Below are 21,410 nucleotides of genomic sequence, written 5' to 3' on the forward strand. Positions count from 1 at the left end.
AAAGAGCCATGTCCAGCGTAAAACACATAATGTTTTTATCAAAAAATGTGAAAACCCCACTTTTACTTGAAGTAAAGGTGGGGTTTGTCTACGGTCTGAGTCTCCTCATCATATGAGGAGACTTTTTGCTTAATCTTCATCTAGTTCTTGTAGCTTTTTTTGAAAAAAGATCGCACGTTTCACGCAAAGGAAAGCAGCCAATAGGAAAACACAATCAACTGCCAGCATCAGCATTTTTAGTGATGCTTCTATGTGCTGATTCGGTAAAATCGTACCAATATATAAAAAGGTGCTGACAGCAAGCAAAATAAAAGCGTATTGCTTGTAATCTGTCACTAAACCATCCCACTTTTTCTTCACTTGATTCACCTTCCCGTTATCAATGTCTATTGATAGCTTACCATAGTGAGAGAAAGCGAGGGGCATGTAAATCTATCCATTCGTTACTGCGTCGAGCCCTTGTTCAATATCATGTAATAAGTCATCAATATCTTCAATACCGACAGAAATACGGATTAAACCATCTGTGATGCCAAGCTCTTCTCTGCGCTCTTTTGGAATGGATGCATGGGTCATGCGAGCAGGAACAGAGATTAAACTTTCAACCGCCCCAAGGCTTTCTGCGATTGTAAACAATTTCAATTGGCTTAAAAACACGTCGACATTTTCTTCTTTTCCAATATCAAAAGAAATCATTCCGCCAAAGCCTGTTGCTTGAGTTTTTGCAAACTCATGACCTGGGTGAGCGCTTAAACCTGGGTAATAGACACGTGTAATCGCTGGATGCTGTTCTAAAAACTCAGCGATTTTCTGCGCGTTTTGTTGATGTGCTTCCATTCTTAGTCCGAGCGTTTTCATCCCTCGCATTAGAAGCCACGCATCTTGCGGTCCAAGAATACCGCCTGTAGAGTTTTGAACAAAGTGCAGTTCTTCACCAAGCTCTTCAGTAGCTGTCACGACAAGTCCGCCCACCACATCACTATGGCCGCCTAAATATTTTGTGGCACTGTGCAAGACAATGTCAGCCCCATATGAAATCGGCTTTTGAAAATATGGGGTAAAAAACGTATTATCGACAATCATCAAGATGCCAGCTTCTTTTGTGATCCGGCTTATGGCTTGTAGATCGGTCATTTTTAGCAATGGATTGGTTGGTGATTCAATATAGACGGCTTTTGTTTCTGGTAAAATTGCTTTTTTCACCGCTTCAGGATCACTTGTGTCTACAAATGTGGCTTTAATGCCAATCCGGTTGAGCACCTTTGTCATCACACGATAGGTTCCGCCGTACACGTCGTCAGTCAGTACGATATGATCTCCGCTGTTAAACAGCATCATCACGGCTGTAATTGCAGCCATTCCTGAACCGAATGCATAGCCGTTTGCCCCGCCTTCAAGATCACGAACGACTGTTTCCAGTGCTGTTCTTGTTGGATTCGCAGTTCTGGAATATTCATATCCAGTGTGCTCGCCTGCTTTAGGCTGCTTATAGGTGCTGACTTGGTAAATAGGAACAGACACGGCTCCTGTTTTTTCATCACCAGTGATTCCACTATGAATCATCATTGTTTTTGGCTTCATTTTATTTTCCTCCCTCATAAATACCTTTACTTAGATAACGCTCACTGCTATCAGGAAAAATGGTGACGATCACTGTCCCAGGTGATGCCTTTTTCGCTTCCTCTAAAGCGGCAAATAGAGCGGCTCCAGACGAGCTTCCGATCAGAACACCTTCCTTTTCAGCTGCTTCTTTCACCATTCGGAATGCATCATCGTCACTGACGGTATAAATCTCGTCAAATAAAGTCGATTCCATATAATCTGGAATAAATTCAAGGCCAATTCCTTCCGTTCTATGCGGCCCCGGCTTTCCGCCATTTAAAATAGATCCTTCTGGTTCCACGATCACTGTTTTTAGCGCTTCTTTTTGCTCTTTTAAATAGGCAGCACAGCCTTGAAACGTTCCGCCAGAGCCCGCTCCTGCTACAAACACGTCTATGTTACCCTGGAGGTCAGACCATATTTCTGGCCCGAGTGTTTTATAGTAAGTCAATGGATTTACTTGGTTTTTAAATTGTAAGACGCAATACGCATTGTCAAGGCTTGCCTCTAGTTCAAGGGCTCGATCAATCGCACCCTTCATCCCATCTTTTCTTGGTGTATGAATAATTTCTGCACCAAGCGCCTTCATGAGCTGTTGTTTCTCTTGACTAAAATGTTCTGGTACACAGAAGATCGGATGCAATTGATGTTTTCTTGCACTTAGCGCAAGCCCGATGCCTGTGTTTCCTGCAGTTGCTTCAATAATGGTTCCGCCTGGGCGCAGTTTGCCCGATGCCAGCGCTTCTTTAATCAGCATATCACCTAAGCGATCCTTAATACTTCCGCCTGGGTTCATCATTTCAAGTTTTGCATAAACATCAACACCTGCCGGCACACCCATCCCTGACAGTTTTAAAAGCGGTGTGTGGCCAATTAATTCCGTAATATCATGTATGACAGCCATATAAATCCCTTCCTTTGTATGGAAAAGAAGGGGTAAACCCCTTCTTTTATTGTGTTTGCTTTATCATACGCAGGACAAGGTCTGTTGAGTGAATCGCTGCTTGCTCTAGAAATTGATCAAAAGAGATATTGGATTCTTTCCCAGCAATATCTGACAACGCTCGAACGACCACAAATGGCGTTTCAAATAGATGGCAAACTTGCGCAACTGCTGCTGCCTCCATTTCCACTGCATACAGCTCTGGAAATTTCTCTCTCACAAACGCGACACGACCAGGATCATCCATAAATGAATCTCCTGTTGCAATCGTTCCTTTTGCCACTTGAATATGATCGATTTCTGAAGCAGATTCCTCTGCCAGCTTCACAAGCTGATCATCTGCGATGAAAGCAGCTGGTAATCCTGGCACTTGTCCATATTCGTAATCAAAGATCGTCACGTCCACATCATGATGTCTCACATCAGTAGAGATGACAATATCACCTACATTTAATGAGTGATGGAAACCGCCAGCTGATCCTGTATTGATCACATAATCTGGCTGAAAGCGGTCAAGCAGAAGTGTTGTGCTGACCGCTGCATTCACTTTTCCAATCCCTGATTTTAATAAAATCACTTCTTTATCTTCATAAACACCTGTTGTAAATTCACACCCAGCGATGTTTTCTTGTGTGGCATTCTTTAGTTGGTCTCTTAAAATCGTCACTTCTTCTTCCATTGCACCTATCACTGCGATTTTCAAATCAAAAACATCCTTTCATTCCCTTTTCTTCGCTTCTACGATCCACACAAAATCATTCATTTGATGAAAAGATGTGCTAAAACCTTCTTCTTCAAAGATTTGCTTTAACACACCTATGGATGGATAGTATTCCGTTTCTAAATCCTCTGCAAGCTGATCGAATCCAGCGGCTTTCGCTTTGTTCGTTGCAGCTTGATGTGCTGCTTGATTTTGGAACATTGTATCAGCAAAGACTATTTTACCACCTGAGGGAATGATGTTGCCATAGGTGTGAATGGCTTGTTTTTTTTCTTCGTCGGTTAAATGATGGAAAGCATATGAACTGACGATCGTATCTGGCTCAAAAGGTGGAGCTGGAAACGATAAAAAATCCCCGTCATGAAATACATCTGGTATTCCTTTTTGAAGAGCCGCTTTCTTCATGGCCTCTGAAGGTTCAACGCCAAACACTTTCTTATCTGCTTGAAGCAGTGCCGCCGTTAGGTTTCCTGTGCCGCTTCCAAACTCAATGACATGTTGACCTGCACGGCGAGTAATCTCTTTTAGAATGGCCGGATACCGGCGAAACACTTCTTTATACTGCTCGTCATGACCACTTACAGTGTCATCATAAGATTCAGCCCAATGATCAAATAAAGAAAGAAACTCACGTCCCATTTTTCTTTCCCTCCACTTTATCTATTTATTCCTATCCGTATAGTATGTTTTATTCCGTCGAACAGTTCCTATCCTACCACATCTTCTGATTCTTTCCTACTAAAAAATACTGGGCGGGGTAGAAAAATATTTGCCCTTTTGGATGGGAGAGATTATGATGAATCTAGAGCATGGAGGGATGAATGAAATGGATTTTCAACTGGATTTTTTAAAGGACAAAATTGAATTTTTTGAAGCAACGTCTTTAAAAGAACTTGAACAAAAGATCCAAAAACAAATTGAACATAATCAGGCGATCTTGCTGACTGTTCATTCTGTAAGTCATCAAACGACTGTCATTGATGATAAGATTTTGTATACAGCAGTTGTTCATTTTAAAGCGAATGTCTCATAAAAAAAGATCAGCGTGTAGTCAGTCAGGTCTGTGCCCCGGTGCTAGTCCTTCCTAGACTGCAAAGGTTTTCTATCACGCTGAAAAGAAGAAAAAGGCTAAAATGAGATTCATTTTAGCCTTTTTGTATGCTATCTTTTTTTATGTTTATTTTAATTTTTCAACCTTCACAGGTTTCCAGCCTTTTTCGTCCACCCACGTAATTTCTACACGGTAGCGTTCACCTGTTGATTTATCACGGATGGTTCCTTTTGCATCTTGAGGTCCTCCGTTATTTCCTAACCAAATAACAGTCATTTGGTCTTCTGAGATTCCTGTCGCATAGGACATGGCTTTGATCATTTCTTTCCAGTCTTTTGAGTTAGCATCATAGGTTGCTGTATGTGATCCCGATTGCTCTGTTCCTACAGGCTCCCAGTTATCGTTTTCATATGTTTTGTCTACGTCACTTGTTTTACCGCCATCTGTTTCTGTGGCGTCTTTTAACGCATCTTTGTTTGGCTCTTCTTCATCATCTGTTTTCTTTGTATCGTCTTTTTTGTCAGATGAATCGTCTTTTTTTGCATCCGCATCATCGGATGTATCTTTCTTTTGATCTTTCACATCTTCTTCTGAGTTTTGTTTATTTTCACTCGATGCAGGTGCTGTTTTTGATGGTTCGTCTGCTACATTTGTATCTTTCGGTTTATTAAAAATTAACAAACTCGATGCGACAACCAAAATAAGCACCACAACGATACCAATTAATATGTTAAGCACCATATTCGCCTTTCTGCGCTTATCACGATGTTCAAATCGAGAATTTCTACTCAAAATCTCTGCACTCCTTTGCCTCTGTTCCCTAAGTCGTTACTATTCTAACATGACATGAAGGGATGTTCTATGTCTGTTTCTTTTCAATTTCATTGACCTTTTTTACAATATCATAAAACGCTTCATTTGTCTTAGCCCGGCCACTTGCCTCATCAAGGTGAACAACGACCAGAGCGTATTTTGGTTTTTCTGCCGGAAAGTATCCGGCAAACCACTTGTGATAAAGTGGATTCCCCTGTTTATCTTTGCTGCCGGTTTGGGCAGTGCCTGATTTCCCTGCTATATGGAACGGCAGGTCTTGAAATCTTCTTCCTGTTCCGTTGTCAGACGTCACCACCTGCCTTAAGTACTTTTGCAAGGTTTGAGCTGTATAGCGGTCAATACTGTCACCATCAGGTCGTTTGTTTTGAAAGGATAGCATCGTTGTTCCGTTTTGATACAGCACTTTATCTGCAATCCTCACTTCTTTTCTTTCTCCGCCCCTTGCAATCGTTGCCATCATATTGGCGATTTGCAAGGGAGTTGTTTTGACATTTTTTTGACCAATTGCCGTTTGCGCAATGGCTTTTTTGACATGCTTGTCTCTTTTATCTCCCCACACACTGCCTGTTTCTTCACGATCAAACTGTTTGAATTGTTGCTTATGGTATACATCCCCTTCCCAGCCGGCTCGATCCACAAGCCCAAGCTTTGAAGCTGTCTTTTCAAGGATTTGATCATCTGTTTGGATGAGCTGCTCAGCGAGTGTCGCAAATGTATAATTACAGCTTTGCGCAAAGCTTTCAGACAGATTCAGTACTTCCTGCTTTCCTTCTGGCTCTCCATATAAATTCTTTCGACAATCATACATCGTTTGTGGCTGGTTCAAGTTTTTTTCAATCGCTGCGGCAAGTACGACCGTTTTAAATACAGAACCGGGAGCCATTGCGGTCAGCATGTAATTTCTTGCCTCATGCCGGTTTTTGCTGGTCACATTTGGAACACTCGCCATCGCCAGCACACTGCTATTTTGAATGTCGAGCAGAACCGCTCCGCCTTTTTCAACACCTTGCGCTTTGAGAACATTCTCCATTTCCCTCTGCATGTCTTCGTCCATAGTTGTCTGCACTTGCAGCGGATAAAACGAATGAGCTTCTGCTGTATATTTGACGTCCATCCCAAACAAAGGGTTTCCCCTTCCGTCCACATGATATAACAATTTTGTGTCTTGCTCTGGTAATAGAAATTCGTCAAATGTACTTTCCAAACCGAATGTACCGATCTCAGTGCGGATTGAAAGTTCTTTTTTGTCCGGATAACGCTTTCTCAAGAGTTCTGGATTCTCACTTGTGAAGCCTAATGTGTGGAGGGCAAGTCTTTTTTTGTCCTTCTCTTTCATATATACGCCGTAAACACCTGAATATTTCATATCATTGATGTCTTTCAGCTTTTTTTTCGTCATATCATCTTTTAAAATGAGTGGTTTCTTCGTTTCTGTCAGCTGGCTCTTCAATTCATCTTCTTCCATCTCAAGTATAGAAGCGGTTTGCTTTAAGTGAGGGAGGTCATATTGCAGGAATGGAAATATGATGACCGCTGGCTCTTCCTTTGTGAGAAGTGCCTCGCCGTTTCGATCTAAAAATTCGCCGCGTCCGTCTGAAATGACTACTTCTTCTGTCCGCTGCCTGACACTTTCTTGGATCAAATTAATATCAAGTTTTGAAAAAGATTCTGTGAAAAACAACTGAATTTCCGCTAGTCTAAACAGAAGACCGAGCAATAATATAAAAATAATGGCACCTGTCCATTGGATTCTTCTTGTTTTCAGCATAAAAACACCTCGTCCCTATTGTGGACGAGGTGTTCATCGTATAAACGTAATTATGAAATTTTTACAATTTGGACGAACATTTCTCCGCCAGGTGTTTGAACAGTGACTTTGTCGTCTACTTGTTTGCCTAAAAGACTTTTTGCAATTGGTGAATCGTTTGAAATTTTGCCTTCAAACGGATCAGCTTCTGCACTTCCTACAATCGTATAAGACTCTTCTTCACCGTCCGGTAATTCAACGAATGTCACCGTTTTACCGAGTGAAACAATATTTGAGTTACCTTCATCTTCAATAATTTTGGCATTACGAATCATATTATCAAGCGTTGTAATACGACCTTCTACAAACGCTTGCTCTTCTTTAGCAGAATCATATTCCGAGTTTTCAGAGAGGTCTCCAAAACTTCTAGCGATTTTAATACGCTCTACAACCTCTTTACGTTTAACCGTTTTCAAATATTCAAGCTCTTCTTCTAATTTGCGCTTTCCTTCTTCTGTCATTGGAAATACTTTCTCTTGTGCCATGAATCATTCACTCCTTCTATTAATCCTCATCATACAAGCTTTCTGCATGTGAGTGACGACTGAAATATACAAGAATGAGGACATATTCCGGCCCTCATTCCTTCTGTCCCATATTCGTAAAAGTCCATCTTACATGGCGTCCCTTTTAGATGCAACTATTATGCCTTTTTATTAGGCAGGAACAGCAGCGGTCTCATGATGATGTATTATCTTCATCGCACAAACTGTGGAAAGGCACAGGAAGCTCCTGTACCTCGTTCGGCCATTTCGATCATATGTAGAAGAATAGCTTATCCATTCTCCATCTTCCAATACATAATATGGTCAGTGTACGATATGTCTATGCTATATTATTACAAAATTGCATTTTGATCAAGAATTGTTTGAAAATTTGTGATGATTTGTTTGTCGTTTTTTTAATATACTTTTACAAAGCAGGAATAACTGAAACTTTCAGCATCCCATCGTGATTTTCCTGTCTCCATTTCGCAGCATTGTTTTCCTATCATATCAAATCTTTTACTCAGGGACTGCTTCTTACAATGCTCACCGATAATTTCGGACTAGCCATTACTAAAGTATTGACTACAAGAGCATGATGTTGAAAAGACCTTTACGTCGTAAAGGTCTTTGTTCTTCTCCACCATTTACTCTCCGCGGTTTTGAAGAATCGTTTGAATTTTTGTCACCATGAGGTCTATTGCGACATGGTTTTGTCCACCTTCTGGAATGATGATATCGGCGTATCGTTTTGACGGTTCAATGAATTGATTGTGCATCGGTCTGACGACAGATACATATTGTTCAATCACGGAATCAATCGATCTGCCTCTTTCTTTCGTATCACGTAAAATACGGCGAATGATCCGAAGATCTGCATCTGTATCCACATACAGTTTAATATCCATTAAGTTTCTTAGACGTTCGTTTTCAAGAGCAAAGATTCCTTCAACGATGATGACATCTTTGGGTTCAACATGTACCGTCTCTTCTGAACGTGTGTTTAGTTTAAAATCATAAATCGGTTTTTCAATGGACTCGTACTTTAGCAGCGCTTCTACATGCTCAATCATCAGGTCATTGTCAAATGCAAGCGGATGATCATAATTGGTCAGCAGGCGCTCTTCAAATGGCATATGACTTTGATTTTTATAATATAAATCTTGCTGAAGCATGAGGATTGAATGTCCTTTAAATTTTTCGTAAATGGAATTGGTGACGCTCGTTTTACCTGAACCCGAGCCGCCAGCGATTCCAATCACCACTGGTTTTTTCCCCATGTGCCGGTTATTTCCCCTTTCTCATCATGTTGCTAGGGTATACTTTTTGATCAAGCTTAAATTTCACAATTTGCAGTGGATGACGAGCGGCATCGAGTTCGTTCCCTTTTTCGTCCCAAATCGTCTCAATCTTGCATGTGAAATTTTCGATTTCTGGACCGAAAAATTCAACTTCGTCGCCAGCTTTAAAGAAATTACGCTGCTGTAATGTGACAATTTGTTCTTGTTCATCATAATGAAGTACAAGACCGACGAAATCAAAGGTCGTTTTCTTTCCGTGAATGCCAAACATTTGTTCATCCGTTCCTGGTACACCTTCAAAAAAGGCAGGAGCCGTGTCACGGTTGGCACATTTGTCTAATTCATCGAGCCATTCTTGTTGAATGACGAAATTGTCTGGATCCGCACAGTAAGCATCAATGACTTTACGATAGACACTGACAACTGTTGCTACATAATGAATGGACTTCATTCGTCCTTCGATCTTTAAGCTATCAATTCCCATTTCGATCATTTGCGGTATGGATTCGATGAGTTTTAAATCTTTTGGACTCATCGCAAATGGTGCGTCTTCTTCACTGAATAAAGGCGCTTCCTCAGAGCCTTCTAGTTTATAGAGATCATAATCCCAGCGGCAAGATTGGCAGCAGCCCCCGCGGTTTGAATCTCTCGCTGTCATATGGTTACTGAGCACGCACCGGCCAGAATAAGCAATACACATGGCCCCGTGAATGAACGTTTCGATTTCAATATCCACTTTTTCTTTCATTTCTTTAATCTCTAGGGCGCTTGTTTCACGTGCAAGGACCACACGCTCAAGCCCCTCTTCCTTCCAAAACTGCACCGCTTTCCAATTTGAAAGAGACTGCTGTGTGCTCAAGTGAACTTCAAGCTTTGGAGCTACTCGTTTGCATGTTTCAATGATGAGTGGATCAGCGACAATAATTCCCGCTACACCGGCTCCTTCAATCCCTTGAAGATATTCCTCCAGACCGTCCATGTTTTCGTTGTGGGCGAAAATATTCGTTGTCACATAAATGCGAGCACCGTATTTGTTCGCAAATGCGACACCTTCTGCCATTTCTTCAATTGAAAAGTTATCTGCATTTGAACGAAGTCCAAATTCTTTCCCACCAATAAAAACAGCGTCTGCTCCATAATGCACAGCAATTTTTAGTTTTTCTAAGTTTCCTGCTGGCGCTAGCAGTTCTGGTTTTTTTGTAATGACACGTTTTCCATCGATCACTTCAGAAATTCCATCTTTTAAAAGTGCCATTTCCTCTGCCTCCTTTTATCTTAATAAACCGTTTCTTTAAAGAAGAACCCTGTATCGATTGAACGGTTGACAGGCTGGATCTCTTCAATACGCTCCACCCATTCATCTTTCTGATCTTCATAGGCTTCCTTATCAGTCACTAGTAAATCAATGGCTTTTCGATAGAGGGATGTCACCTCTGTCATATAAGAAAGTGACTTTAAAATTCCGTCAATTTTAAATGAGTCAATGCCTGCGTCGACAAATTCTTCTAATTCATCAATCATACATACATCATTTGGACTCATAATGTGTGTGCCATTTTCATCCTCAAAAATAGGATATTTGTTTTGACGCTCCTGGTCGTGAAGGAATAGACCTTCTTCCATATTTCTGCCTTCCACGTCCATTTGTTTGCCTTGATACTCAAAATAGTTGCCAACAAGTGTCCGTTTGGATTGGAACATACAGGTCATGCCGTGGACTTGAATTTCAATCTCCACTTCGGCGTTTTCTTTGATATCAATCACGCTATCCATATTGAGTTCTTTGGCAAGAACAGCACGTGTTGCGCCTTTTCTGCCCCAGTAGTTACAAGTGTAATAGTTTGTCCCAGTTGTTTCTGTACTCCAGTGCAGATTCAAGTTGACACCTGTTTCTTTTGCGGCCATGATCACTGCCGGATCTCCAAAAACGACACCATCCACGTTTAACCCATCGAGAAAGGTTAAATAATCTCCAAGCAGTGCCACACGGTCATTATGAAAAATCGCATTCATGGCGACATATACTTTTTTGTGATGTGCATGTGCGAGTTGAACCGTTTGTTTCACATCTTCTCTTGAAAACTCACCTGCAAGACGGATTCCATATGTTTGTTCACCTATTAAAAATGCGTCAGCACCCGCTTCAATGAGCGGCAGTACATCCGACACCTTGCTTGGCGTCACAAGCAATTCTGGTTTTTTCATGATTGGTCACCTCTTTTTGTACTAATAGCGATCCCATCTCCAACCGGAATGATACACGTTTGGTAGTCAGGATTTGACATCAGCCATTGATTGTATCGATCAATTTTGCCTATTAATTGTTTTTTTCGTTTATCTTCAATTTCTTCTTCATAATTTGTCGCAACTAAGCCTTTAAATAATACGTTGTCTGTAATAATCATTCCGTCATCGGACAGCATCGGTTCAAACAGCTCAAAAAAGCGTTGATACTGACCTTTTGCCGCATCAATGAAGATCACATCATAGGGCGCCATCGTCTGAACCGTTTTAGCTGATTCGATCGCATCGCCAAAAAACACGTGAATTCTATCTTTGAAATGTAATTCTTCAATATTTCGTGTCGCTTCCTCATAACGTTTCGCATTTCGCTCAATCGTATAGATTTCAGCATCTGGCAGAGCTTCTGCCATTCGAATCGCTGAATAGCCAATCGCTGTCCCAACCTCAAGAATCTTCTTCGGTTTTTTCAAAGAAAGCAGCTGCAATAACAGTTCAATGCTCACCTTTTCCATGATTGGCACATGATGCTCTTTCGCATACTCCTCTAATTGAGCGATGGCATCAGGACTCGGCTCAATTAAATCTTCAATATAATCATTTATTTGATCATCTTCGATTGTCATTATATGTCTAGCTCCTTCATGACCTGAAAAAGAAGAGTCCTGCCTGCTGCAGCTCTCTTTCTCGTCAATCTTTCGTTCATCTAAGTAAAAACAACCCGATATATTTTACCACAAAGATGTGGTAATTGCGAACCTATAAAATGGATATAACAACGAAAAAAACTGCAGGCAATTTCACGATTGTCTACAGTCTTTTTCCTCTCACATGGGCGTTAGTTGCTGCCTGTGATGTATTTCGCTTTCGCTTTGTTGTGCTCATTTAACGTTTTCGTAAAGACGACTTCCCCATTTTTCTTTGCTAGGAAGTAAACAAAATCTGTTTTCTCTGGATGGAGTGCTGCTTTCCAAGAAGATTCTCCAGCATTGGCAATAGGTCCAGGCGGCAGCCCTTTGTTTGTATACGTATTATAAGGTGATTTCACTTTTAAATCTTTGTAATAAACACGGGACTTATGCTCGCCAAGCGCATAAAGAACGGTTGGATCTGTTTGAAGCGGCATGTCCTTTTTCAACCGGTTATAAAACACACTTGAGATTTTTGACCGGTCTGTTTTTTCGGTTGCTTCCATTTCTATCAGGGATGCCATCGTTAGGACATCATGGATGGACATCTTTCTCTTTTTCATGTCCTTTTCATACGTTTTCACATATTGATCTGTTTGTTTAATCATCGTGTCAATGATGGTTTCAAGTGATTCATCCTCACGATAAAACGGATACGTCGCCGGGAATAAATATCCCTCTAACGGATGCTTGACCTGTTTCCCGTTCACTTGTGATGTCACCGTTTTCGGGTATTTTTTCATCAGTTTTTTAATAAAGGCTGGATCATCCAGCTTCGCTTCAACTTCCTTCGCTGAAAAATTCGTCTGGTTTGCGATAATAGTTGCAATATCAGACAACTGTTTCCCTTCAGGTATCACAAGCTGAAATGCGTAATCTGTCCCGCCAGATGTCAGCTTTTGAATTAGCTGATCCGCATCCATTGTTTGTTTGAGATGAAAATATCCCGCTTTAAAGCCTGACGCTTTTTTGTACTTTGCATAGTAAGTGAAAATCGTGTCATTTGAAATCAGCTCATTTTCTTTTAAAATGCTCGCAATTCCACTGACAGATGTCCCATTTGGAATATGAATATTAATGGTTTGTTTGCTTTTTTGATCGACCGGCCCGAGTGCTGATTTTACATATAAAAAACCTGATAATGCTGCAATGATGATCACAGCAAGTACAGATAACAGGACGATCCCCATTTTTCGTTTAAAAAATGGTCGTTTCTTTTGTTCTGAAAACATGCATGGCCCTCCTCACATCTAGCTTTTATAGTACATGATTCGACGGAGTTCGGCAATTACTTGCTCATGCATGTCATGACAGAACTTGCCATAGTGTGGCTAAACCGACACCGCCTCCACTGCCAATTGCAGCCATGACATAGCTTCCATTCGGTAAGGCGCGGGCTTCGTAAAACAGTCTCACCATCATAGCAGCTCCCGAGGCGCTATATGGATGCCCAAGACAAAGCGCACCGCCTCTTTTATTGATACGGTCATAAGGAATACCTAGTGTCCGGGCAATGAGCACTACTTTGAGCGCAAACGCTTCATTGATTTCAAAAAGTGCAACATCTTCTATCTTCACTTGTTCTTTATGTAAAAGTTTCTTGATTGCATCAATTGGTGAAGCAGCAGGATAATGCGGGTCCATAGCGGTCACGGCACTCCCGATATACCGCAGCATAGGGCTGAAGCCTTTTGCCTCCGCTTCCGCTCTTTCCATCACAACGACGGCAGCTGCACCATCTGCTTCTTTACAGCTATTGGTCACAGTCACAGTACCTTTGCCTGGTAAAAAGACAGGTTTTGCCCGCTTTATCAAGCTTGCAATCGGTCTTATTTTAGCTGCCGCTTCATCTGTACTCATCCCGCCAATCGGAACAATTTCTTCTGAATACGTTCCTTGCTTGAATACGGTTATACTTCGTTCCCAGCTTAAAAGTGCATAGTCATCTTGCTCTTGTCTCGCAACTGAAAATCTCGACGCCGTCAGCTCTGCCGCTTCCCCCATATGAGGGTCCCCTATCCACTCTGGAGAAAAGCGGGCCCTTTCTTTCATTGGTGACCGAGAAATGCTTTCCGTTCCACCAGCGATATACATTGATCCCTCCCCCGACTGAATCATGATGCACGCTGTTCTAATGGCTTCAAGACCGGAAGCACACTGCCTATCAATGGTCATACCCGGAATATGTAATGAAAGCCCTGCTTCTAACGAGGACAGACGGGCAATGTTGCCACCACCCCCGACGACATTGCCTAAAATGATGTCATCTGGGTTGGTCACGTTTGAAAAATGCTGGATCAAGGGCGCAGCTAGATGCTCTGGCCGGTAATCCTTCAACATTCCATTTTTCTCACCGAAGGGCGTCCGCTTCGCTTGTACGATCACGGCTTGCATGATAATTGTTCCTCCGCCCACTTTTTCATACTGGCACGAGCGATTTTCCCTCCTGATGTTTCGATCATTTTGTCCGTGACGAGCCATTTTTTTGGTACTTTGTATGCCGCTAATGTTTCTTTTACAGCTTGCCGAATGGTTTTTGTTTGCTGTACATTCTCAATAATGGCAACAGGAATTTCGCCCCAATATGGATCAGGAAGTCCAATCACGATTGATCGATTCACCTCTGGCTGTTCATTCAGCACACGCTCAATTTCCTCTGGAAAAATATTCAGTCCCCCATAGACAATCATGCCATTCTCGCGGCCGCTCATATACAAGTAACCATCTTCGTCGAGCCACCCCATGTCATATACGGTCAGCCACTCTTCGGGCGGCTTTTCATCTTGTAAATAGCCTGAAAAAGACATTGGGCTTTTCACATAAATTCTCCCTATTTCATTTGGCTTGCAAACGGTTTGATCTGCCCTCCTGACTTCAACCTGAATAGAAGGAAAAGGCTTTCCGACAGAAGTAGGCTTTTGCAAAAAGTCATCTGAAGATAAATAGGAGACAAAACTCAATTCTGATGTTCCATAAAAATCAAAAAATGTGATGTGGGGATTGCGGTTGACGAGCTGTTTTTTTGAATAGTTTCCCCAATCTGCACCAGACGACAGGACAAGAAGCGGATTCTTTCCGAAGGCATCCATTTGCAATAACGATTCTGTCATGGTCGGAACCGTATAAATAACCGTGATGTCTCCTCTTTCTAAGATGTTCTTTGCTTTCTCTGGCACAAATTTTTCTAACAATGTCACGGTGCCCCCGAAATAAAGTGTGCTGATCGCACCGTATAAAAAATGAGAGGATAAAAGTGTGCCCAAAATCAGTACATGATCTTTATGTGTGATCCCAAAGACGGATGTTGTCATTTGAAAGCTCTCGATCCATGACTGCTGGCGTCTTATAAAGGCTTTGGGCGATCCCGTTGATCCTGAAGTAAATCCCATATAAAAAGCAGGATCTTCCTCCGTATCACTTTTGTTCGATTGAACATTTATGCTGAGGCTGATTCTTTCTTTCCATTCAGATAAAGAGAGCACTGGCATATCCAGCTTGTACTTTTCAACCCTTTTGATATATCGATCTTCCACAATGACAAGGTCTGCCTCGCTTAATAAGAGCTTTTCCGCGCATTCCTTGTCACTCCACCGCGGATCAAGAGGCACCGCTGTCCATCCTGCAGAAGCTGCGCCAGCAAACAGTTGGAGAAACGGAACACCATTTGATAATAAAAAAGCGACTCTTTTTTGCTGATGAGGCGTTTCTTTTAACCATTGTGCAGATGACTGCACACGCTCATGCCATTCTTCATAAGTGATCTTCTCTTTTTCATCTATAATCGCCATCTGATCTGGCTTCACTTTTGCATGAGCTGCATAGCTTTCCGTTATTCTCATCAAACTGCTCGCCTCCCTCTATGTAAGTCCCTTTTTCGATATGACATCGCTTGAATGATTTTCACCGTGAAGACGGCACATATTCCTGCTTTGATCAGATCACCCGGTAAATAAATGACGCTGAACAGAGCTGCTTGCGTGATCTTTATATGCATCATCATGGCTTGAAAAGGAATTCCGCCTATATATAATATCCCGATACTGCATACCGCATAGATCAAAAATAGTCGTAAAGCCGTCACTTTCTTCAGCCGGTTCAGCCACAGGCTGATCAGAAAGGCAGCCACTGGATAAGCAAGTAAAAAACCGCCGCTTGGTCCAAAAAAGACCCCTATACCGCCTCTCCCTCCAGATAAAATAGGTGCGCCTGCTGCCACTATTAGGAGAAACAGAAGTAAACTAATCAGCGCTTGCTTTGGTTTTAAGAGCCCACCAGCAAGCAAAAGACCTGCGGTTTGCATTGTGATTGGTACAGGTGTAAACGCAAGAAAAATAGGCGGAATCAACCCTAACATCCCAATAACTGCTGTCATTAATGCCATTTGCATCATATCGTGAATTTTCAATTTTCATACCCCTCACTCGATGTTTTTGATAAAAATAGCGTAAAAGGTCGAGTGATATATGTCAACTAAATTTCAATAATAGTTTACATATAGAATGTAAAAAAAGACCTGTGAAGAAAGATCACAGAGATCATGTTCACAGGCCTTTTATTCGTTCTATTCTTCTTCGTCTTCTTGATCTAAGAACGTATTTAACGTTTCTTCAATCATGTCCCACTCTTCATCCGTTTCAATTGGCTCTAATTCGCCATCTTCACCGTCTTCATTTGGTGTGAAGCTTGATGCATGAATTTCAATTTCTTCGTTATCTTGTTCAGAAATTGGGTAGTAAAGAACATATGATTTGTTAAAATGGTCGCTTTCAAAAGTAAATAGTACTTCGCAAAGCTGCTCATTTCCATTATCATCAACGATTGTAATTTGCTTTTCTCCGTGTTCCATTTGATTCACCTCATTTTAATTTAAGCTGTCTAAGTACCCTTGAAGGATCATAACAGCCGCCATTTTATCAATGACTTTTTTACGCTTTTGTCTGCTCACATCTGCAGAGATGAGCATTTTTTCTGCTGCCATCGTTGACAGACGCTCGTCCCAAAGCACAACAGGAACATTGTACGTGTTTTCTAACACTTTCGCAAATGATTGGCTGGCCTCGCCTCTTGGACCGACCGTACCGTTCATATTTTTTGGAAAACCAAGGACAATTTTATCCGTTCCATATTGCGAGACGATCTCAGACAGGCGGCTGAGACCAAAGTCTCCGCCTGCTTCATCGATTTTAATGGTTTCAATCCCTTGAGCTGTCCATCCCATTTCATCACTGATAGCCACACCAAGGGTTTTCGTGCCTAAATCTAAGCCCAAAATTCTCATGTTTTACGCCTCTTTATGTGTCTCTAAGTACGATTTAACCAATTCCTCAATTAATTCGTCTCGTTCTAGTTTACGAATTAGGTTGCGTGCATCCTGATGTCTTGGAATATAAGCAGGGTCGCCTGACAGCAAGTATCCGACAATTTGATTGATCGGGTTGTATCCTTTTTCTTGGAGTGCGTCATAGACTGTTATGAGCACTTCATTCACATTGGTTTCAGCTGAATCATCAGAGAAGTTAAACTTCATTGTCTTATCAAATGAACTCACTGCTTCTTGCACCTCTCTTCCAACATTCTACTAGCAAGCTTTTTCTAACCGCTCATCTAATACCATTATTCTACACTACATTGACTGATTATAAAACGGATTTGACAGATTCTTCGACAGTTGCCAGTGCTTCTTCAAGCTTTTCTGGCTGTTTCCCGCCTGCTTGTGCCATATCTGGGCGTCCGCCTCCGCCTCCGCCGCAAATTTCAGCTGCCTGCTTCACAAGTTTTCCTGCATGAAGACCTTTTTCAATGACGTCTTTCGTCACACCGGCTGAAATGTTGACTTTTCCATTTTGAACGGCACCAAGTACGATGACAGCTGAACCTAATTTCGCTTTTAAGTCATCAACCATCGTTCTTAAATGGTTCATGTCTTTGGCGTTTACTTTTTCAGTTAACACGTTCACTCCGCCAACTTCGATGACTTTTTCTAAAATAGAGCCAGCTTCTGCTTGACTTAATTTCGCAAGAAGTGATTCGTTTTCTCTTTGAACTTCTTTTAAATCAGCCTGCAAGGAAGCGATGCGTTTTGGTACATCTTTTGTATTTGATTTCAGTTCATTAGCTGCCTTTTCTAAAATCGCTAGCTGATCATTTAATTCTTCATAAGCACCTTTACCTGTTACAGCCTCAATACGGCGTGTTCCAGCACCAATACCCGATTCAGATGCAATTTTAAACAATCCGATCTCCGCAGTGTTTTGAACGTGACAGCCTCCGCATAACTCGATGCTGTAATCACCTACTTGCACAACACGGACAATATCGCCATACTTCTCGCCAAACAGCGCCATTGCGCCCATTTCTTTTGCTTCAGCAATTGGTTTCAGGTCAATGGCAACCGAAATGCCTTCCCAAATCTTTTCGTTGACGATTTTTTCAATTTGTGACAATTCTTCTTTTGTTACTTGCCCAAAGTGAGAAAAGTCAAAGCGAAGTCTGTTTTCATTCACAAGTGAACCCGCTTGGTTAACGTGGCTACCCAATACATCTTTTAGCGCTTGGTGCAAAAGATGTGTCGCTGTGTGATTTTTCACAATGCCTTTTCGAAGCGCTGATTCGACTTCTGCAGTGACTTCAATGCCTTTTTGAACCGTACCACTTACGACGACTCCTTCGTGGACATGCTGGCCGTTTGGCGCCTTTTTCACATCTTTGATATCAATGATCGCTTCGGCACTTTTTAACGTTCCTTTATCCGCCACTTGTCCGCCGCTTTCCGCATAGAAAGGTGTTTCATCTAATAAAATTTGCACCGTTTCCCCTTCGTGAGCTTCTGTGACAATTTCACCGTTTTGAAGCAATTCGATAATGCGAGCATCTGCAGTTAAATTTTCGTAGCCAACAAACGTACTTTCTGCTTTAATATCGCCTAAAGCCCCGCCTTGAACCTGCATACTACCTACATCTTGTCTGGCATTTCTTGCACGTTCACGCTGCTTCTCCATTTCTAGCTGGAAGCCTTCACGATCGACTGTCATGTTCTCATCTTCTGCATATTCTTCTGTGAGTTCGACCGGGAATCCATATGTGTCATAAAGCTTAAACACATCTTTACCGGAAATTTGTGAGCTGCCATTGTCACGTTCTTTTTTGATCACTTCTGATAAAATGGCTAACCCTTCATTCAGTGTCTCATGGAAACGCTCTTCTTCATTTTTGATCACTTTTGCAATAAATTCTTCTTTTGCTTGAACATCTGGATAGAAATCCTTCATGATCTCCGCAACAACTGGAACTAGGTCATACATAAATGGACGGTGGATATGGATCGTTTTTGCATAACGCACAGCACGGCGCAGCAAACGTCTTAACACATAACCTCGGCCTTCATTAGAAGGAAGTGCTCCGTCACTGACGGCAAAGGCAACAGTACGAATATGGTCAGCAATGACTTTAAATGCTGTGTCTTTTTCTTTTGACTCCCCATAGCTTTCTCCAGAAATCGTTTCTACTGCACGAATAATCGGCATGAACAGGTCTGTATCAAAGTTCGTCGGTACGTTTTGAATCACAGAGACCATACGCTCAAGACCCATTCCTGTATCAATGTTTTTCTTCGGAAGCGGTGTGTATGTACCATCTGGATTATGGTTAAATTCAGAAAAAACAAGATTCCATACTTCTAGATAACGTTCATTTTCTCCGCCTGGATATAATTCAGGGTCGTTCATGTCGTTGCCATATGCTTCGCCGCGATCATAGAAAATTTCTGTATTCGGACCACTTGGCCCCTCGCCAATATCCCAGAAGTTGCCCTCTAGACGAATAATTCGTTCCTCAGGGACACCCATTTTATCTCTCCAAAGAACATACGCTTCTTCATCCTCTGGATGTACCGTGACAGATAACAGATTCGGATCAAAGCCAATCCACTCGTCACTTGTGAGGAATTCCCAAGCCCATTCGATTGCCTCTTCTTTGAAATAGTCTCCAATAGAGAAGTTGCCCAGCATTTCAAAAAACGTATGATGGCGTGCTGTTTTCCCTACATTTTCAATGTCATTTGTACGAATTGATTTTTGCGCGTTGCATATACGTGGATTCTCAGGCACGACGCGGCCATCGAAGTATTTCTTTAATGTTGCCACCCCGCTGTTAATCCATAAAAGTGTTGGATCGTCATGCGGTACGAGGGACGCACTCGGTTCGACAGCATGTCCTTTTTCTTTAAAAAAATCTAAAAACATTTGACGTACTTGAGCTGAAGTTAAAGTTTTCATCATAAATCCTCCTTTATTATTCCTCAATCTTCACACAAACGAAAAAACATCCCGCCCTATGCAAGCAAAAAACTACTTACACAGGGACGAGATGCTCTCGCGGTACCACCCTGATTATAGACATATGCGTCTATCACCTTCACATCCGATAACGCCGGAAGAGAGCGGCAGTGTTTATCTGCACTCGGGACTAGCTTCCGTTAAAGGTCTGATAAGGCTTTTCTCAGCAAACAAAGCCTCTCTCTGCAACAGCTTTTTAACGTACTCGGGTCCGTCATTGAATTCAATATGTATGAATCGAAATTATTATAGACAACTCGGCTCGTCTTGTCAATGAACGCTTCGTCTCATGTGAATATATTGCACAATGATGACCCTCATAATGGCTGCGGACGGCACGGCTAAAATCATTCCAATCAAGCCAAACAGCTCACCTCCAGCGAGTAACACCAGCATGATCACGACAGGATGCATATGCAGGCTTCTCCCGACAATGATCGGACTTAGTACATTGCTTTCTAAAAATTGAAGCACGGCTACTGTAATCAGCACAATGATCACTGACTTCACTGAGATGGTAAAAGCGATAAAGACTGCTGGAATCGCTCCAATAATCGGGCCAAAATACGGAATGACATTCGTTGCGCCGATTAACATACCTAGTACAAGCGGATATGGAATATGAAACAGCCAAAGAACAATGGCAGCAGCACCTCCAATTAAAGAACAGACAAGCAATTGCCCTCTAATATAATCCCCAAGTGAGTCATCCACTGCTTTCACAAAGGCATGTCCCCTTTTTCGAAAGCTTGGCGGGGTTAAATACCATGCTGCCCGCTTCATCGTGTTCATATCTTTCACCATATAAAAGACAAGAAAAGGAATAAGTGCAGCAACTAAGGCGTAATCAAGCAATACTTTACAGCTAAGAATCATCCGCTCTGCCCCATTTGCGGCATACGTCTCAGATTGGACAATAAAACGATCCAGCCGTTCATGCAGTCCATCAGGCCAGTGGCTTGTATGACGATGAACATGTGATAAAGCACCATTATACGTTTCGGCAAGCATGGGAATTTGCTCCGACAATTCATTTAACTGAGCGATTAAAACCGGTGCCCCTTTATACACAGCCAAACCAATGCCGCCAAAAAACAGCACATATATCAATAAGAGACTGACCGTCCTTGGCAAACCTCGCTTATGTAGTCTTTCAACAATTGGATAAAGAAGATAAGAAATAAAAATAGCGATAAGAAGCGGGATCAAAATCGCTTTGAGCAATAAAAAAATAGGCATCCATAACTCGTCGAGCTGAACCAAAATGAGTAAAGACGCAAGGACAAGCAGTACACCTGCAGCATATATTAGAAACTCGATCGGACGTTTCTTCACCTTTTTCACCTCTCTTCTTATTGTTTAACCAACTTCTGCAATTATCCATGTAAATAAAATTTGTCCTA

At 41.8% G+C, this 21,410-nt stretch carries 22 protein-coding genes and 1 other annotated feature; of the genes, 1 reads left to right on the forward strand and 21 read right to left on the reverse strand.

All coding sequences use genetic code 11. The annotated features are described in order from the left end of the window. Positions 1-129: 129 nt before the first annotated feature. From ASG46_RS19435 to ASG46_RS19455, 5 genes are all read right to left on the reverse strand, one after another. Complete coding sequence (locus ASG46_RS19435; RefSeq protein WP_056705968.1) at positions 130-360, reverse strand: YrhC family protein; 231 nt, start codon at positions 358-360, stop codon at positions 130-132. 72 nt (positions 361-432) lie between these two features. Beyond that, a complete protein-coding gene (locus ASG46_RS19440; protein WP_056705809.1) occupies positions 433-1,581 on the reverse strand; it encodes a bifunctional cystathionine gamma-lyase/homocysteine desulfhydrase in 1,149 nt (382 codons plus the stop codon). 1 nt (position 1,582) lies between these two features. After that, entirely contained in the window at positions 1,583-2,506 is a 924-nt protein-coding gene (locus tag ASG46_RS19445) for a PLP-dependent cysteine synthase family protein (RefSeq protein WP_007501427.1), read from the reverse strand. 46 nt (positions 2,507-2,552) lie between these two features. Further along, entirely contained in the window at positions 2,553-3,248 is a 696-nt protein-coding gene (gene mtnN, locus ASG46_RS19450; protein WP_007501428.1) for a 5'-methylthioadenosine/S-adenosylhomocysteine nucleosidase, read from the reverse strand. A 15-nt stretch (positions 3,249-3,263) separates the two neighbouring features. Then, positions 3,264-3,905, reverse strand: a complete 642-nt coding sequence (locus ASG46_RS19455; protein WP_056705811.1) for a class I SAM-dependent DNA methyltransferase — start codon at positions 3,903-3,905, stop codon at positions 3,264-3,266. Positions 3,906-4,092: 187 nt separating this feature from the next. On the opposite strand from ASG46_RS19455, the gene ASG46_RS19460 reads away from it, so the two are divergent. Then, complete coding sequence (locus ASG46_RS19460; protein WP_024718362.1) at positions 4,093-4,299, forward strand: YrzA family protein; 207 nt, start codon at positions 4,093-4,095, stop codon at positions 4,297-4,299. 144 nt (positions 4,300-4,443) lie between these two features. Here the strand turns inward: ASG46_RS19460 and ASG46_RS19465 are convergent, their stop codons facing one another. The 16 genes from ASG46_RS19465 to ASG46_RS19540 all read right to left on the reverse strand — a co-directional run bounded on the left by ASG46_RS19465 (position 4,444) and on the right by ASG46_RS19540 (position 21,342). Then, positions 4,444-5,109: a YrrS family protein gene (locus ASG46_RS19465; RefSeq protein WP_017367687.1), complete on the reverse strand. Its 666-nt coding sequence runs from the start codon at positions 5,107-5,109 to the stop codon at positions 4,444-4,446. Positions 5,110-5,176: 67 nt separating this feature from the next. Beyond that, positions 5,177-6,919 carry a peptidoglycan D,D-transpeptidase FtsI family protein gene (locus tag ASG46_RS19470; RefSeq protein WP_056705815.1) on the reverse strand — a complete coding sequence of 581 codons (1,743 nt, stop codon included), beginning with the start codon at positions 6,917-6,919 and terminating at the stop codon, positions 5,177-5,179. 50 nt (positions 6,920-6,969) lie between these two features. Then, a complete protein-coding gene (gene greA / locus ASG46_RS19475) occupies positions 6,970-7,443 on the reverse strand; it encodes a transcription elongation factor GreA (protein ID WP_007501433.1) in 474 nt (157 codons plus the stop codon). A 647-nt stretch (positions 7,444-8,090) separates the two neighbouring features. Beyond that, on the reverse strand, positions 8,091-8,723 hold the full coding sequence (udk, locus tag ASG46_RS19480) for a uridine kinase (protein ID WP_007501435.1): 633 nt from the start codon (positions 8,721-8,723) through the stop codon (positions 8,091-8,093). Positions 8,724-8,730: 7 nt separating this feature from the next. Beyond that, positions 8,731-9,999, reverse strand: a complete 1,269-nt coding sequence (locus ASG46_RS19485) for a peptidase U32 family protein (protein WP_056705818.1) — start codon at positions 9,997-9,999, stop codon at positions 8,731-8,733. A 20-nt stretch (positions 10,000-10,019) separates the two neighbouring features. Next, a complete protein-coding gene (locus ASG46_RS19490; RefSeq protein WP_008342670.1) occupies positions 10,020-10,949 on the reverse strand; it encodes a peptidase U32 family protein in 930 nt (309 codons plus the stop codon). Further along, the gene (locus ASG46_RS19495; RefSeq protein ID WP_008342672.1) at positions 10,946-11,611 is read right to left on the reverse strand and encodes an O-methyltransferase; all 666 of its coding nucleotides are present in this window, start codon (positions 11,609-11,611) and stop codon (positions 10,946-10,948) included. The genes ASG46_RS19490 and ASG46_RS19495 overlap by 4 nt, the downstream gene beginning before the upstream one ends. Positions 11,612-11,823: 212 nt before the next feature. Continuing rightward, positions 11,824-12,906: an endolytic transglycosylase MltG gene (mltG, locus tag ASG46_RS19500; RefSeq protein ID WP_024718365.1), complete on the reverse strand. Its 1,083-nt coding sequence runs from the start codon at positions 12,904-12,906 to the stop codon at positions 11,824-11,826. Positions 12,907-12,979: 73 nt separating this feature from the next. Continuing rightward, positions 12,980-14,068, reverse strand: coding sequence for an acetyl-CoA C-acyltransferase (locus ASG46_RS19505; protein ID WP_056705820.1), 1,089 nt, complete (start codon positions 14,066-14,068; stop codon positions 12,980-12,982). Continuing rightward, a complete protein-coding gene (locus ASG46_RS19510) occupies positions 14,056-15,513 on the reverse strand; it encodes an acyl-CoA synthetase (protein ID WP_056705971.1) in 1,458 nt (485 codons plus the stop codon). Before ASG46_RS19510 ends, ASG46_RS19505 begins: the two co-directional genes overlap by 13 nt. Further along, positions 15,513-16,079: a biotin transporter BioY gene (locus tag ASG46_RS19515; RefSeq protein WP_046527110.1), complete on the reverse strand. Its 567-nt coding sequence runs from the start codon at positions 16,077-16,079 to the stop codon at positions 15,513-15,515. The genes ASG46_RS19510 and ASG46_RS19515 overlap by 1 nt, the downstream gene beginning before the upstream one ends. 156 nt (positions 16,080-16,235) lie before the next feature. Next, positions 16,236-16,520: a DUF1292 domain-containing protein gene (locus ASG46_RS19520; protein WP_017358102.1), complete on the reverse strand. Its 285-nt coding sequence runs from the start codon at positions 16,518-16,520 to the stop codon at positions 16,236-16,238. A 15-nt stretch (positions 16,521-16,535) separates the two neighbouring features. After that, a complete protein-coding gene (ruvX, locus tag ASG46_RS19525) occupies positions 16,536-16,952 on the reverse strand; it encodes a Holliday junction resolvase RuvX (protein WP_003216519.1) in 417 nt (138 codons plus the stop codon). Positions 16,953-16,955: 3 nt separating this feature from the next. Beyond that, positions 16,956-17,222, reverse strand: a complete 267-nt coding sequence (locus ASG46_RS19530; protein WP_024718370.1) for an IreB family regulatory phosphoprotein — start codon at positions 17,220-17,222, stop codon at positions 16,956-16,958. Between the two features lie 88 nt (positions 17,223-17,310). Continuing rightward, the gene (gene alaS, locus ASG46_RS19535; protein WP_017358103.1) at positions 17,311-19,947 is read right to left on the reverse strand and encodes an alanine--tRNA ligase; all 2,637 of its coding nucleotides are present in this window, start codon (positions 19,945-19,947) and stop codon (positions 17,311-17,313) included. A 79-nt stretch (positions 19,948-20,026) separates the two neighbouring features. Beyond that, positions 20,027-20,234 (reverse strand) — a binding site (T-box leader). Positions 20,235-20,277: 43 nt separating this feature from the next. Continuing rightward, entirely contained in the window at positions 20,278-21,342 is a 1,065-nt protein-coding gene (locus ASG46_RS19540; protein WP_048003312.1) for an AI-2E family transporter, read from the reverse strand. Between the last annotated feature and the right edge of the window lie 68 nt (positions 21,343-21,410).

Origin of the sequence: Bacillus sp. Leaf49 (assembly GCF_001426125.1) — a bacterium.
GTDB classification, from domain to species: Bacteria; Bacillota; Bacilli; order Bacillales; family Bacillaceae; genus Bacillus; species Bacillus altitudinis.

Bases quoted from the DNA above. Each gene is read 5' to 3' on its own strand.
- ASG46_RS19495 (WP_008342672.1), bottom strand. From the start codon at position 11,611: ATGACAATCGAAGATGATCAAATAAATGATTATATTGAAGATTTAATT.
- ASG46_RS19445 (WP_007501427.1), bottom strand. From the start codon at position 2,506: ATGGCTGTCATACATGATATTACGGAATTAATTGGCCACACACCGCTT.
- greA (WP_007501433.1), bottom strand. From the start codon at position 7,443: ATGGCACAAGAGAAAGTATTTCCAATGACAGAAGAAGGAAAGCGCAAA.
- ASG46_RS19510 (WP_056705971.1), bottom strand. From the start codon at position 15,513: ATGAGAATAACGGAAAGCTATGCAGCTCATGCAAAAGTGAAGCCAGAT.
- ASG46_RS19460 (WP_024718362.1), top strand. From the start codon at position 4,093: ATGGATTTTCAACTGGATTTTTTAAAGGACAAAATTGAATTTTTTGAA.
- ASG46_RS19470 (WP_056705815.1), bottom strand. From the start codon at position 6,919: ATGCTGAAAACAAGAAGAATCCAATGGACAGGTGCCATTATTTTTATA.
- ASG46_RS19455 (WP_056705811.1), bottom strand. From the start codon at position 3,905: ATGGGACGTGAGTTTCTTTCTTTATTTGATCATTGGGCTGAATCTTAT.
- alaS (WP_017358103.1), bottom strand. From the start codon at position 19,947: ATGAAAACTTTAACTTCAGCTCAAGTACGTCAAATGTTTTTAGATTTT.
- ASG46_RS19485 (WP_056705818.1), bottom strand. From the start codon at position 9,999: ATGGCACTTTTAAAAGATGGAATTTCTGAAGTGATCGATGGAAAACGT.
- ASG46_RS19440 (WP_056705809.1), bottom strand. From the start codon at position 1,581: ATGAAGCCAAAAACAATGATGATTCATAGTGGAATCACTGGTGATGAA.
- ASG46_RS19505 (WP_056705820.1), bottom strand. From the start codon at position 14,068: ATGCAAGCCGTGATCGTACAAGCGAAGCGGACGCCCTTCGGTGAGAAA.
- ASG46_RS19490 (WP_008342670.1), bottom strand. From the start codon at position 10,949: ATGAAAAAACCAGAATTGCTTGTGACGCCAAGCAAGGTGTCGGATGTA.
- ASG46_RS19520 (WP_017358102.1), bottom strand. From the start codon at position 16,520: ATGGAACACGGAGAAAAGCAAATTACAATCGTTGATGATAATGGAAAT.
- udk (WP_007501435.1), bottom strand. From the start codon at position 8,723: ATGGGGAAAAAACCAGTGGTGATTGGAATCGCTGGCGGCTCGGGTTCA.
- mltG (WP_024718365.1), bottom strand. From the start codon at position 12,906: ATGTTTTCAGAACAAAAGAAACGACCATTTTTTAAACGAAAAATGGGG.
- ruvX (WP_003216519.1), bottom strand. From the start codon at position 16,952: ATGAGAATTTTGGGCTTAGATTTAGGCACGAAAACCCTTGGTGTGGCT.